The 13,044-nt window shown below is 69.3% G+C and carries 12 protein-coding genes; 9 read left to right on the top strand and 3 right to left on the bottom strand.

Annotation, left to right across the window (positions count from 1 at the left end; genetic code table 11):
* Window positions 1-360: 360 nt before the first annotated feature.
* Both VN779_RS19420 and VN779_RS19415 read right to left on the bottom strand, forming a co-directional pair.
* Window positions 361-900 carry a MarR family winged helix-turn-helix transcriptional regulator gene (locus VN779_RS19420; RefSeq protein WP_325725369.1) on the bottom strand — a complete coding sequence of 180 codons (540 nt, stop codon included), beginning with the start codon at window positions 898-900 and terminating at the stop codon, window positions 361-363.
* A 313-nt stretch (window positions 901-1,213) separates the two neighbouring features.
* On the bottom strand, window positions 1,214-2,221 hold the full coding sequence (locus VN779_RS19415; RefSeq protein WP_325725367.1) for an aldose 1-epimerase family protein: 1,008 nt from the start codon (window positions 2,219-2,221) through the stop codon (window positions 1,214-1,216).
* Between the two features lie 333 nt (window positions 2,222-2,554).
* Here VN779_RS19415 and VN779_RS19410 point away from each other — a divergent pair, with 333 nt between their 5' ends.
* The 8 genes from VN779_RS19410 (at window position 2,555) to VN779_RS19375 (ending at window position 11,324) form a co-directional block, all read left to right on the top strand.
* On the top strand, window positions 2,555-3,154 hold the full coding sequence (locus VN779_RS19410) for a CDP-alcohol phosphatidyltransferase family protein (RefSeq protein WP_325725363.1): 600 nt from the start codon (window positions 2,555-2,557) through the stop codon (window positions 3,152-3,154).
* 191 nt (window positions 3,155-3,345) lie between these two features.
* Complete coding sequence (locus tag VN779_RS19405) at window positions 3,346-5,841, top strand: mannose-1-phosphate guanyltransferase (protein ID WP_325725361.1); 2,496 nt, start codon at window positions 3,346-3,348, stop codon at window positions 5,839-5,841.
* A 193-nt stretch (window positions 5,842-6,034) separates the two neighbouring features.
* Window positions 6,035-6,427 (top strand): glycine cleavage system protein GcvH, encoded by a 393-nt coding sequence (gene gcvH, locus VN779_RS19400; RefSeq protein WP_325725359.1) that lies wholly within the window; start codon window positions 6,035-6,037, stop codon window positions 6,425-6,427.
* 219 nt (window positions 6,428-6,646) lie between these two features.
* A complete protein-coding gene (locus VN779_RS19395) occupies window positions 6,647-7,177 on the top strand; it encodes an FHA domain-containing protein (protein WP_325725357.1) in 531 nt (176 codons plus the stop codon).
* 250 nt (window positions 7,178-7,427) lie between these two features.
* Window positions 7,428-8,807, top strand: a complete 1,380-nt coding sequence (locus VN779_RS19390) for a MerR family transcriptional regulator (RefSeq protein ID WP_325725355.1) — start codon at window positions 7,428-7,430, stop codon at window positions 8,805-8,807.
* 247 nt (window positions 8,808-9,054) lie between these two features.
* The gene (locus tag VN779_RS19385) at window positions 9,055-9,519 is read left to right on the top strand and encodes a bifunctional nuclease family protein (RefSeq protein WP_324843285.1); all 465 of its coding nucleotides are present in this window, start codon (window positions 9,055-9,057) and stop codon (window positions 9,517-9,519) included.
* 364 nt (window positions 9,520-9,883) lie between these two features.
* Window positions 9,884-10,441 carry a MerR family transcriptional regulator gene (locus VN779_RS19380; RefSeq protein ID WP_325725352.1) on the top strand — a complete coding sequence of 186 codons (558 nt, stop codon included), beginning with the start codon at window positions 9,884-9,886 and terminating at the stop codon, window positions 10,439-10,441.
* Window positions 10,442-10,538: 97 nt separating this feature from the next.
* On the top strand, window positions 10,539-11,324 hold the full coding sequence (locus VN779_RS19375; protein WP_325725350.1) for a SanA/YdcF family protein: 786 nt from the start codon (window positions 10,539-10,541) through the stop codon (window positions 11,322-11,324).
* A gap of 28 nt (window positions 11,325-11,352) precedes the next feature.
* Here the strand turns inward: VN779_RS19375 and VN779_RS19370 are convergent, their stop codons facing one another.
* Window positions 11,353-12,150 (bottom strand): class I SAM-dependent methyltransferase, encoded by a 798-nt coding sequence (locus tag VN779_RS19370; protein WP_325725348.1) that lies wholly within the window; start codon window positions 12,148-12,150, stop codon window positions 11,353-11,355.
* Between the two features lie 194 nt (window positions 12,151-12,344).
* Between VN779_RS19370 and VN779_RS19365 the strand changes: the two genes are divergently transcribed.
* The gene (locus VN779_RS19365) at window positions 12,345-13,025 is read left to right on the top strand and encodes a lysophospholipid acyltransferase family protein (RefSeq protein WP_325725346.1); all 681 of its coding nucleotides are present in this window, start codon (window positions 12,345-12,347) and stop codon (window positions 13,023-13,025) included.
* The last annotated feature ends 19 nt before the right edge of the window (window positions 13,026-13,044 follow it).

The raw sequence follows: 13,044 nt of genomic DNA, 5'->3' as shown, positions 1-13,044 counted from the left end.
AACCGGCGCGCGCCCCGGCCCCGGCGACAGCTCCAGAACGCCGCCTAGCCCGCGTGGCTCACGGGCGCCGATCCGGGCCCGCGCCGGCGTCCGTGTGCTGTTCCACATCATCATCGCCTCTTCGGCGTCCGGCGACAGGGGCTTTCACCGGATCGTTCGGAAAGGTGAGGCGCAGCGGCTCCGGAAGATCCGGATTCGTACCGAAAAGCGGGAATACGAAAGCCGCGCCGCGCATCGCCGGACTGGGGGGCGGACGATGCACGACGCGGCTCCAAGCCAACCTCGCCGCGCGCCGGGCGGGACCCGTGGGTGGGTGGGTCCGCCGGGGCGGATCACTGCGGTCGGTTCACCGGGGGCGGATCAGACCTCGGAGATTATCGTGCTCAGCTTCTCCAGCTTCGAGACGACCAGGTCGTACTCGTCGTCGGTCAGCGTCTTGCGCACGTTGCGCTCCAGGCTGCGGATCCGGCGCTTAGCCGTGTCGAACGCCTCCTGGCCCATCGGGGTCACCGTGGTGGTGATGACCCGTCCGGCCCCCGGGTGCGACGTGCGCGCGATGTAGCCCTTGCGCTCAAGCGCCGCGACCAGGCCGACCATCGCCTGCGGAGTCACCTGCACGGAGCGGGCCAGGGTCGCCGACGACGCGCTCTTGAGGTGGATGAGGGCCTGCAGCACCCCGTACTGCGCCTCGGTGAGGTCGACCTCGTCGAGCACTCGGTCGATCTGCCGGCCAAGCTCACGATTCGCCCGCGTCAACAGCCAGGAGAGGTACCCGCTGGCCGGCCGGTAGGACGACTCCGCCGCCCGTACCTGCTCCGCCTCCGCCACCGCCCTGGCGCGACGCGCCGACCGGCCGCCCGAGACCGGTAACAGGGTTGATTTCTTAGTCGCTGTACTCATTACTGACCCCTTCGCATCCTGATGCGCTACTCCGGACGGCGTTGTCGCAGAGCTTTGACGATGTACGCGACCATCGCCCCGCGCGCCCCTAGCTGCTCCGATGCCCCGTCCGTGCGGTGCGGGGGAGAGCACGGGGCAGCGCCGTCGCTCACTCTCCAGGCCATGATAAACCCGAATGGAGCAGCCAGGAACCATAGTCAGAAAAAACACTGATATCAGCGAGCATGAGATCAAGGCACTGGACGAGACGGCCTGCGAGTTGTTACCCTGACGCCCCGTCAGGTCCGCTTCGGCGTGCACATGCAGATGCACCTCAACCCGCGTGAATTCCCCACCGGTGGCCAACCGTCACACCAGATTCCAAGCGGATCAGATCCGTGCCGCTGTTGAATGCGTCCGGCGGGCAGGACATCGGTTCCACGGCCACCGCGGCGCGGTGTCTTTCCCCGCCGAGCGGGTCCGCCGTGAATACCTGGATCCATTCCAAACCACGGTCCATCCACAGGGTGACGGACCCTCCGCCGGGCTCGCTCAGCCGCACCCTGCCGATGCCGTCCAATTCCCTTTGCAGGCCGCCGAAAGCGGTATCCAGCTCGCTTTGGCCGAGCTGCCGCGGGACGCGGAAGTCGTATCCGCTTCCATCGACGTCCGCCAGTCCTACCGGGTTCATCCGCTCGTCGACCTGGACCCAGTGCTGCGCGGGAACGTGCAGCGTCCACTGGTCGGCGGCGCCCGCTTCCGCGGCGATGCCCGGCAGCAGATACGGATGCGCGGCATAGCCGTACGGCGCAACGTTTTCGCCGATGTTCCGGGCCGTCACCTCGACTTCGAGCCCTGCGTCTGACAGGGCGTAAGTCGCCGTGAGATCGAGAATGTGCGGGTAGCCCGGATGCGGGTACAGCCGGTGGCCGAGCACGATGCGCTCGGCTGACTGGTCCTCAACTCGCCACGCCGCCCACCGCACCAGCCCGTGGATCGCGTTGCCGCGCGCGGGTTCGCTCAGATCGAGGTGCCGCTCCTCCCCATCGAAGCGGTAGTACCCGTTCGCCACCCGGTTCGGCCAGGGCGCGAGCAGTTGGCCCGCGCCGCCCTGCGCCGGCTCGTGCGCGTGGAATCCATGGACCAGCGGCCGCGGCTCATTACCGCCGAGGAATTCCAGTTCGCGCAGTCCGGCGCCGACCTCGGTGACCACGGCGCGATATCCGCCGCCGGTCAGCGAGAATTGCCGACCCGTCGGGTGCGTCGCGGGCGCGGCCGAAAGCTGATCGGTTCCGTTGGCCGCAATTGCATCCGCCCCGGGCGCCGTCTTCGCTGAGTCCATGAGCGAATACTCTTCCATACCGGGCGCGGCGGAAACCCGGCGGCCGGAAAAGGACGACAGCCGCCCGCGGGGCCACGCCAAGGGGGGAGAAGCGTGGACGCGCGGACGGCTGTGCTCTGTGCTCGCGACCGCCGATGGACGTGTCATCTGCTGGCCGGTTCGGAATTAACGCTACGGCCCGCCGTTGTTGGCCGGAAGCCCGCGGCGCGGGCTTTGGCACAAGCTTTGCCCGCCCTTGGCATTCGACAGGTCCGGTCAGCGGATCACCCGGTCACTTGCCGCACTCCGGCCGCACGCACCCGCGACGTGCGGCAACCCGTAGACTTCGCTGCCATGACGGAGCCGACGCCGGGCGACCAGGTCTGGACCATTCCCAACGCGCTCAGCCTGCTGCGACTGCTCGGCGTGCCGGTGTTTCTGTGGTTGATCCTGCAACCGGTTTTCGACGGGCCGCATTACGACGGCTGGGCGATCCTGCTGCTCGCGGTCAGCGGCGCCACCGATTACCTCGATGGAAAGATCGCCCGCGCCTTCGGGCAGGTCAGCCGGATCGGCCAACTGCTCGACCCGGCGGCCGACCGGCTCTACATCCTCGCCACCCTGGCCGGCCTCGCGGCCCGCCAGATCATTCCGGTGTGGCTCGCGGTGATCCTGGTCGGCCGCGACGTCCTGATGGCCATTCCGCTCGCGGTGCTCAGGCGGCACGGTTTCGGGCCGCCGCCGGTGCATTTTCTCGGCAAGGCCGCCACTTTCAACCTGCTCTACGCCTTCCCGTTGCTGCTGCTCGGGGACGGGACCGGGTGGCTGCACGACACGGCGGGCGAAATCGGCTGGGCCTTCGCGATCTGGGGAACGGCGCTGTACTACCTGGCCGCGGGACTCTACGTCGTGCAGGTGCGCAGGCTTATCGCGCCGGGCGATCGCGCTGGCTGACGCGGCCTTGTAACGCCGTTTAACCGGGCGCCAGCCGCTCTCTAGCCGTCCTTCACGTGATCTTGACTACATCTGTCCCTGAGCGCCGCTTCGCTGATTAAGGGAGATCGAACGGGGGAGGGAAGAAGGCGACGGGGGCGACCGCGCGCTTTTCGCGCGCCTTGACATCGGGAAAGAGGATCCAGCGGATCATGAAAGCCGTCGTGATGGCCGGGGGAGAGGGGACCCGGCTGCGACCGATGACCTCGTCGATGCCCAAGCCGCTGCTCCCCGTGGTGAACCGCCCGATCATGGAGCATGTGCTGCGGCTGCTCAAGCGGCACGGGCTGACCGAGACCGTCGTCACCGTGCAGTTCCTCGCCTCGCTGGTGCGCAACTACTTCGGTGATGGCGAAGAGCTCGGTATGAGCCTGTATTACGCCAACGAGGACACCCCGCTTGGCACCGCGGGCTCGGTGAAGAACGCCGAGGTGCAGCTGGATGGCGACAGCTTCCTGGTCATCTCCGGGGACGCGCTCACCGACATCGATCTCACCGCGCTGATCGAGTACCACCGCAAGAAGGGCGCGCTGGTGACGGTGTGCCTGACCCGCGTGCCTGATCCGCTGGAGTTCGGCATCACCATCACCGCCGAGGACGGCCGGGTCGAGCGGTTCCTGGAAAAGCCGACCTGGGGCCAGGTCTTCTCGGACACGGTCAACACCGGCATCTACGTGATGGAACCCGAGGTCCTCAGCTATATCGCACCCGGCGAGCAGGTGGACTGGTCCGGCGACGTCTTTCCGCGGCTGCTGGCCGAGGGCAAGCCGATCTACGGCTACGTGGCCGAGGGTTACTGGGAGGATGTCGGCACTCACGAGTCGTACATCAAGGCCCAGGCGGATGTACTCACCGGGAAGGTCGAGACCGACATCGACGGTTTCGAGACCGCGCCCGGGGTGTGGGTGGCCGAAGGCGCTGAGATCGATCCGGCCGCGGTACTCAAGGGTCCGTGCTACGTCGGCGATTACTCGAAGGTCGAGGCCGGGGTAGAAATCCGCGAGCACACGGTCATCGGCTCCAACGTCGTGGTCAAGACCGGGGCGTTCCTGCACCGGGCCGTCATCCACGGCAACGTCTACATCGGACCGCAGGCCAATCTGCGCGGCTGTGTCGTCGGCAAGAACACCGACGTGATGCGCGCCGCGCGAATCGAGGACGGCGTCGTCGTCGGCGACGAATGCCTGATCGAAGAGGAGTCGATCCTCGCCGCGGGGGTGCGCATTTACCCCTTCAAGACGGTCGAGGCCGGCGCGGTGGTCAACACCGACGTGATTTGGGAACAGCGCAGCCAGCGCTCGCTGTTCGGGCCGCGCGGAGTGAGTGGCGTAGTCAACGTCGAAATCACGCCGGAACTCGCGGTGCGTCTCGCCAGTGCTTATGCGACCACTTTGAAAAAGGGGGCGACAGTAACTGCCGCCCGCGATGGTTCGCGTGCCGCGCGTGCCCTTAAGCGAGCAGTTATCGCGGCGCTCACATCGAGTGCGCTTAACGTGCGCGACCTTGAGTGCGTACCGATGCCCGTGGCGCGGCTCCAGACCGCACGAGGCACGGTCGGCGGAGTCGCCATCCGAACCACTCCCGGAGTGCCCGACTCGGTCGAGATTCAATTCCTCGACTCGACCGGAGCCGATCTTTCGCCGGCCGCACAACGCAAACTCGACCGCGTGTACTCGCGCGCCGAGTTCCGCCGCGCCTTCCCCGGCGAGATCGGCGACTTGGCCACCCCGTCCCGGATCTTTGAAAGTTACGTCCAGGAGTTGCTCAGCCGGGTCGACGTGTCCGGCGTTCCGGAGTCCGGAATGAAGATCGTCGTCGACTCCGGCGGCGGTTCCGCGGGACTGGTGCTGCCGGCGCTGCTGGGCCGGATCGGCGTCGACGCGTTCACCGTCAACCTCGGCATGGATGAGGCACACCCGACCGAGTCGCCCGCCGAGCAGGCCGCGGCGCTGCGCCGGCTCGGCGAGTTGGTGTCCTCCTCCCGTGCCTCGGTCGGCGTTCGGTTCGATCCGGTCGGCGAGCGGATCTGGCTCGTGGACGAGACCGGAGCGCGCATCGACGACGAGCGCGCGCTGTTGGTCCTCATGGACCTGGTGGCAGCCGAGCGGGTCGGAGGCACCATTGCGCTGCCCGTGACGTCGACGCGCGTGGCTGAAAAAGTCACTGCCTTCCACAAGGTCGGTCTCGAGTGGGTTTCCACCGCGCCGGACGAACTGACCCGCGTCGCCGCGCAAAAGGGTGTGATCTTCGGTGGCGACGGACGCGGCGGATTCGTCATCCCGGAATTCCACGCCTCCTTGGACGGCATCGCCGCGTTCACGCGGCTGCTCGGTCTGCTGGCACGCACGCATCTGACGCTGTCTCAAGCGGACTCCCGGATTCCGCGCGCGTACGTGCGCCGGATGGACGTACCGACGCCGTGGGCCGCTAAGGGCATGGTGATGCGCACGGTCGTCGAGGCCGCGCAGGATCGCGTTCTCGACACGACCGACGGCGTACGCATCGTCGAATCCGACGGCCGCTGGACGCTCGTGCTGCCCGATCCGGCAGAGGCGGTAACGCACCTGTGGGCCGAGGGGCCGGATCCCGAATCGGCTGACGAACTGCTCGGTCTGTGGGCGGCGGTCGTAGAACAGGCGGGTGCGTAACGGGCGCATAAGACACATGTCAGGCGGACCGGCCACAGGCATTGTGGCTGTGTGGTCGGTCGGCCTGGCCACCGTGTATGGTCGCGACACCAGCTACCTGACAGTGCAAACCACGGACGCGCGGCAAGGGGGCACACCGGCGAGACCCGCCGGGGCACCGGTCCGGCGCCACAACCAGCAACGGAGCAGCGCAGTGGCCACGGCTGACATCCCCGAGGACTTGAAGTACACCGCTGAGCACGAGTGGGTCAGGGCGGACTCCGGAACGGTGCTGCGGGTAGGCATCACCGACTTCGCGCAGGACGCGCTCGGCGACATCGTGTTCGTCACGCTGCCCCAGTCCGGGGTCGAGATCCAGGCGGGCGAGCCGTGCGGCGAACTCGAGTCCACCAAGTCGGTCAGCGACATCTACGCGCCGGTCAGCGGCACTGTCAGCGCCGTCAACGGCGCCCTGGACGCGAACCCGGAGCTGGTGAACTCAGACCCTTACGGCGAGGGCTGGATGTTCGAGGTCGAGGTATCCGGACCCGAGGCGCTGGACGGCTTGCTGGACGCCGCCGGTTACCGCGCCGTCGCCGAAAAGTAGTCGGCGGCCGGAAGAAGGGCGGCGGAGGGTTCAGTGGCGCTGTTCGGTCGGTTCGGCCGCAGCCGGGGCGACAACCCGGTCCCTGCGCCGCCCGGCGGGTCGGTTGACCCGGAGCCGGACGGACGCCTAGGTTTCGATGCGTCGCCGCCTCCCGCTCCCGGCGGCGCCCACAGCCAGTCACGAGCTGCCGCGCCGGAGCCGCGGCGGGAGGTCGGATCGATGCCGTTGTGCGCCCGCTGCGGGCACGCCAACTCGGAAGGCAGCCGTTTCTGCTCCAACTGCGGCAACCCGCTGGTACCCGGCGCGGTGCCGACGGATTCGGGCTTCGGCGAACGGCCTGCCGAGGTGACTTCCACTCTCGCGCTCGGCGCCGTCAACCTGACCGACACCGGGGAACCGGCCGCCGGTGAGCTTGCCGACCCGCAGGTCGGGGTGACCGAGGACCTGTCAGCGGGCACTGCGTTGCTCGTGGTGCAGCGCGGGCCGAACGCGGGCAGCCGCTTCTTGCTGGACACCGAGGTGACCTCGGCCGGCCGTGCTCCGGACAGCGACATCTTCCTCGACGATGTGACGGTCTCCCGCAGGCACGCTGAATTCACCCGCGCCTCTCAGGGCTACCTCGTCCGCGACGTCGGCTCCCTCAACGGCACCTACGTCAACCGAGAGCGGATCGAAGAGGTCTTGCTCGCGGACGGCGACGAAGTCCAGATCGGCAAGTACCGGCTGGTGTTCCTCACCGGCGCGCGCTAACGCGGCGGTAGTGGTGCAACGTCGCTTGGTCTCGTGCAGCGCTGATTTGACTTAAAGGCGCCCCGCAAAGCGGTAAAGCGGCGGCGCGTGGCGTGGACGCACGCCCGCAGCACCCGGCAAGCTGGAACGGCCGGGCTGGATCCGGTTCGACCGGCAGTCCTCCGATCTTGTCGGAGGGGCCCGACATACTGGATCCGAAAGCGGTGAGGGCACCGAGCAGCATCTGGCACCACGAGGACCGGGAGACACCATGGCGGGCACGCGCGGGTCGACGAACGGTAGTGGAGCTGGCACGCGCACTGCGCGCGGTGCGGCCGAGGGCCGAGTCGCCACCGGAGGGCGGGCGCACGCCGCCCCTTCCTCCTACGGCCGGCTGGCTCGGCGCACGCTGACGATCGGCGAGGCGGCGGCCGCGCTGTCCGGCGAGTTTCCCGGGGTCACCGCGGCTGTGCTGCGGCGGCTGGAGGCGTCGGGGCAGTTCGTGCCGGCGCGCAGTTCCTCGGGGTACCGCCGCTATTCGGAGGCGGACCTCGAGCTCATCAGGATCGTGCTGACGAATCAGTCCGCCCAGCTGCCGGACCAGGAGCAGGCCGGGCATCCGGCCGCGGGCGCCGAGCGGGCGACTTGGCCGGGCAGCCCCGATCCCGCCGACCTCTCCGGAGCTGAACACCCGCTGACGCATCCGGCTGCCGGACACTCCGAAGCTGAGGAGCCGCTCGCGGCGGTGGGTGTGGCGCGGGATCTCACGTCCGGCGCGGCGCACCACGGGGGCCACCCGGGCCCGCAGGCTCCCGCTGCGGGCCGCACGACGGCGCGTAGCGGCCGCGCCGCCTCCTCCCGCGTGCCGGCGGCACGCTCGGCCGCGGTGGACGACCTACAGGGCACTGCGAGCCGGCATCAGGGCGCGTTGCGGCCGACGACGGAAGCGCTTTTCGATGTCCCGCCGAAGGGCGTCTCACATCCATCGCAATGTTCTGATCTGGCTGGCGCCGAGGCGGCGCCGGATGCCGTGCCCGGGACCCCGTCCACGGATGCTGCGGTGCGAGCCGCGGCGCCCAGTGCGTCCGCCGCCAATGCTGCGCAGCTGAACGGCGCAGTTCCGCGCGGTACAACGCTGAGTGGCACAGCCCTGAGTGATACGTCCCGATCGAGCGCCGCACGCCCGAATGGCACGACGCCGAACGGCGCCGTCCCGTCGACGGCCGCGTCCCGGCGCGCCGAGCGCCGCTGGCCGGACCCCGAATTCTTCGCCCCCGACCTGGGCGAGGTGGCGCTGGACCGCGATCAGCTCGCGGCGGCGGCGCGCACGGACCGGGCCTGGGTGGACGGGCTGGTGGAGTACGGCCTGCTCTCCGGAAACCGGTCGGCGGGCGGAGCGGATCTGCTGGTCGCGCGCGCGGCCGCGGAACTGGCCCAGTTCGGCATGGAGCCGCGGCACCTGCGCGCGGTGGCCGCGTCGGCCGCCCGGGTCGCGGAACTCATCGCCTCGGCGACCTCGCCCGGCCCCGCTCGTGACGCGGCCCGGCGCGAGCGCACCCTGCTGGCCGCTCCCGGCCGCAGCGCCGAGGCCGCAGCCGCCGCGGTGCGCCTGCACGCCGCGCTGGTCCGCGCCGCCCTCCTGCGCGGCTGAAGGCGCGCCCGAGCCAAGGCCATAGCGCCCGGCTGTCTCGGCCCAGGGCTGCCGGCAGTGGGCCGGAACGCGGTCGCGCGGGCCTAGCCCGTGTCTCGAATTCCCTAGCCTCCTCGACCGGTTTTCCCGTGCCTTTTCCCGCTGCGCACCATGCCTGAACGAGGCCTGTTGGCCGTTTCGGCCGCCAGGCCTTGGAATCAACCGCCTGGAGCGGTTGTGCGCCCCGGCGCGCGCTAGGGTGTCTATCGTGAACGAACTCGACGTTGTCGGCGTTCGCGTCGAACTGCCGTCCAATCTGCCGATCGTGCTGCTCCGGGAGAGCTCGGGGGAGCGGTTCCTGCCGATCTGGATCGGCCAGGGCGAGGCGAGCGCGATCGCGGCCGCGCTTGAGGGGGCCGCGCCGCCTCGGCCGCTGACCCATGACCTGTTCCGCGACACCCTCAAGGCGCTCGGGCGGCGGTTCACCGCGCTGCGGATCACCTCGCTGCGCGGCGGCACCTTCTTCGCCGAGATGGTCTTCGACGGTGGGGTCACCGTCTCGGCCCGCCCCTCCGACGGCATCGCGATGGCGCTGCGCTGCGGGGCGAAGATCTTCGCCGCCGAGGAGGTACTCGCCGAGGCCGGCATCCTGCTGCCGGACGACCAGGAGGACGAGGTGGAGCGGTTCCGCGAGTTCCTCGACCAGATCTCGCCGGAGGATTTCGAGGCCTGATCCGGTCGGCGTGCTCCCGGTCGCCCGGCGTGGCGAACGCGGTGGTCGTTGACGAGGGAGGGGCTACTGCGTACGGTCGGCAGAGCCTGCAGGAACGGATGCGTGCGCGGGGCGCGCGAGGACGGCTGGGCGGCCGTCCGGGCGGGCCCGGTCACCGGTTCGGAGGGTTTGCCGGACCGGCTTGGGATGGGAAGACAACTGACGGGGCGGGTTTTCGGCCGAGAGGCGCAACGGGCGTCGCGGCGGCCGGTGGTGTGGGTCGGGCGGTGCGCGGTATACGACAGACGGCGAACGAAGACGGCAGACGGCAACTAACGCGGTAAGCAGTCAGCGGTAAGTACGGCGTGCGGAACGGAGGTCGGCGTTGAGCGCGGTTCCCACTGGAGCGCGGGGCGCTGCCCCGGATCCCTTCGACACGTACGGATACCGGGGTACGGTCGCGTGTGCCGCAGCGGGGATCACCTACCGGCAGCTTGACTACTGGGCCCGGACCGACCTGGTGCGCCCCTCGCTGACTCCGGTAGCTGGCTCGGGCGCCGGCCGGCTCTACAACTTCCGCGACATCCTCATTCTCAAGATCGTCAAGCGGCTGCTGGACACCGGCGTCTCGCTGCACAACATCCGGGCCGCCGTCGCGCACGTCCACGCGCGCAGCAGCGCGGAACTCGCCGGCATCACGCTGATGAGCGACGGCGCGACTGTGTACGAGTGCACCTCGGCCGAGGAGGTCGTGGAACTGGTGCACGCCGGACAAGGCGTGTTCGGTATTTCGGTCGGCGCGGTGTGGCGTGAGGTCGAGGCGGTGCTCACGCAACTGCCCGGCGAGCCGGTGGATGGCGCGGCAGCCGAGCCGCCCGCCGCGCTGCTCGGCCACGGAGTCGTCGACGAGTTGGCTGTGCGCCGCCGGTCCCGCGCGGTGTGAGCCGCAACCGCAATCGCAACCGGTTCGGCGTTCCGCGAGTCCATTCCGGCAGATGACCTTGCGGGTCGAGGCCGGGTAGTGGGGGAGGCGGCGGACGGTGACGCAGGTTCCTGACGACAACGATGCAGTAGCCGGTGTGCCCGCTGTGGAGGCCGACGCCCAGCAGCCGGATAACCAGGCCGACTCGGCGAGTACGGACAGCGCTCGGCGCCCGATCGACTGGCGTCGGCGGCTGCGTCGCACCTACCAACTGATCTGCGTCGCGACCGTACTGCTCTTCCTACCGGTGTCCTTCGTACGGCTCAACGGCGAGCAATACGTCCGCTCCGTTTCCACCGTCCCCGCCGAGCCGGTCGGCATCGTGTTCGGCGCGGGGGTTTTCGGTGACACCCCGAGCCCGTACCTCGCTTCACGCCTGGACGTGGCCCTCACGCTGTGGCGGGCACACAAGATCAAGGTCTTTCTCGTCTCCGGCGACAATTCCACGCCCACCTACGACGAGCCGAAGGCCATGCGCGACTACCTTGAGGCGCGCGGCGTGCCGAGCCGGCTGATCGTGCTCGACTATGCCGGGTTCGACAGCTGGGAGACCTGCGACCGGGCCAAGCAGGTCTTCGGAGTCAACCGTGCCATCGTCGTCAGCCAGTCCTTCCACGTGCCGCGCGCGGTGTACCTGTGCCGCGCGGCCGGGATCGAGACCTACGGGGTCGGCGACGGCACCGCCGGATGGCGGCTCGCCCATGACGAGTACCTCAACGACGAGGCCCGCGAGATCCTGGCCGGAGCGAGCGCGATGTACCAGGGCATCTTCACGCCGAAGCCGACCTTCCTCGGCCCGCACGAGAACGGGATCACGCAAGCGCTGCGCGCGGCCGGCGGCTAACTCAAGGCGAACACCGAGGGGCCGGCCGTCAGATCGCCGCGGCGCGATAGAGCAGCGGACGGTCCGGGCATGGCAGAACCCGGATCTCCTCGATGCGGAACCCGGCTGTGGCCATGCAGTCGACGATGGCCGTGGGGGAGTACCACCACGCGGTCGTCGGCAATGCCGAACCGTCGCGCAGCCGGTAGTACTCGATGTACGCGGCGCCGTCCGAGCGGGGCGGCGCAGCCGAGCGGTCCGCATTCAGTGTCGCGTCACGCACGCATCCGCGCGTATCGCGCTCGACGACCGCTAGACGCGCGCCGCGACGCAGCACTCTGCGAGCCTCCGTCAGCAATCCGACGATCAGGCAGGGATGCTCCAGATGGAGCAACAGCCGGTGCGCGATGGCTGCGGTGCATTGCGCCCGCCGCAGTGGGATGCGACCTCGCGAGTCCGGGAGCGTGCGTACGACCCACGCGTCCCGGAACCGCCTCGCTCCGATCCGATGCATCGCCGGGGAGACATCGAATGCGTAGACGCGCAGCCAATGACGGTCCGCCAGATACTGCGCGAGACCGCCTAGGCCACAGCCCAGGTCAAGCACCGTGCCGTCCGGGCGCCCAGGAACGCGCCTGGCCTGCTCCGGGCGTACCGCGTCAGCGAGCAGTGGCCAGAGCACATCGCGCTCGATCTGGTCGTCACATTCCGCGTAAGCCGCCGCGACTCGCGGGTCGGTCCAGCGCGTCGCCGGCCCGCCGTCCGGGCCGAGCGCAGGGCGGTCACGCGGCAACCGGGACGCGTACACCCGCGCCGGCAGCGGCCCGCCGCCACCGGTATTGATCATGTCATCGGCATCGACGACAGCCGCTGTATCAAGCACAGTGAACGTGAGGTTGGCAGATGCGACGGGGCCGGTGCCAGACTGCGCCGGACGTGTCGGGCGGCTGTCACCCGAACGAGGCGAGGCCGTATCCTTCGATTCCGGCCCCGCGCGCACAACACGGACAACGGCGCCGTGACGGACTAGAGAGGCGTGGCGTGTTCTACGTGGTGTTGAAGGCCCTGACGACCCGCTTGACGCTGCTGATCTGGCGGCCGAAGGTCGAGGGGCGGGAGAACATCCCCACCCACGGTCCGGTGATCCTCGCCTCCAACCACCTCTCCTTCGTCGACTCCCTCCTCATCCCGATGCTCGCCCCGCGCCGCGTCGCCTTCATCGCGAAGGCCGAGTACTTCGAGACCAAAGGCATCAAGGGCCGGACGATGAAGGCCTTCTTCACGGCGATCGGCGCGATTCCGGTGCGCCGCGGCGACCACCGGGCCGCGATGGACTCGCTCGACCAGTCGCTCGCGGTGATCAACAGCGGCGGCGCGTTCGTGATCTACCCCGAAGGCACGCGCTCGCTGGACGGCCGGCTCTACCGGGCCAAGGTCGGCGTGGGCTGGCTGGCGCTCAAGTCCGGCGCGCCGATCGTGCCGTTGGCGGTGCAGGGCACCCGCGAAGTGCTACCGGTAGGGGCGAAGATCCCCAAGCGAGTTCCGGTCACCGTGCGGTTCGGCGAGCCGATCGACGCGACCAAGCTGGACTTTCCCGGCGAGGCCGTGGCGGAGAACTCGCGGGCGCGCCGAGTGGTGGCCGACACGGTCATCGAGCAGATTCAGAAGCTTTCCGGTCAGGAGTACGCGGGCATCTACAACGAGCGCCCCGCGGAGCTGTAATCCTCTGACGAGGGGTCAG

The sequence above is a fragment of the Actinocrinis sp. genome, assembly GCF_035605935.1.
GTDB lineage: Bacteria > Actinomycetota > Actinomycetes > Streptomycetales > Catenulisporaceae > Actinocrinis.
Note: the sequence above shows the minus strand (reverse complement) of the source record. Positions and strands in the feature narration are given on the sequence as shown.

Excerpts from the sequence above, each read along its gene's own strand:
- VN779_RS19420 (WP_325725369.1), bottom strand. The coding sequence starts at position 900 with ATGAGTACAGCGACTAAGAAATCAACCCTGTTACCGGTCTCGGGCGGC.
- VN779_RS19415 (WP_325725367.1), bottom strand. The coding sequence starts at position 2,221 with ATGGACTCAGCGAAGACGGCGCCCGGGGCGGATGCAATTGCGGCCAAC.
- VN779_RS19410 (WP_325725363.1), top strand. The coding sequence starts at position 2,555 with ATGACGGAGCCGACGCCGGGCGACCAGGTCTGGACCATTCCCAACGCG.
- VN779_RS19405 (WP_325725361.1), top strand. The coding sequence starts at position 3,346 with ATGAAAGCCGTCGTGATGGCCGGGGGAGAGGGGACCCGGCTGCGACCG.
- VN779_RS19395 (WP_325725357.1), top strand. The coding sequence starts at position 6,647 with ATGCCGTTGTGCGCCCGCTGCGGGCACGCCAACTCGGAAGGCAGCCGT.
- VN779_RS19390 (WP_325725355.1), top strand. The coding sequence starts at position 7,428 with ATGGCGGGCACGCGCGGGTCGACGAACGGTAGTGGAGCTGGCACGCGC.
- VN779_RS19370 (WP_325725348.1), bottom strand. The coding sequence starts at position 12,150 with ATGATCAATACCGGTGGCGGCGGGCCGCTGCCGGCGCGGGTGTACGCG.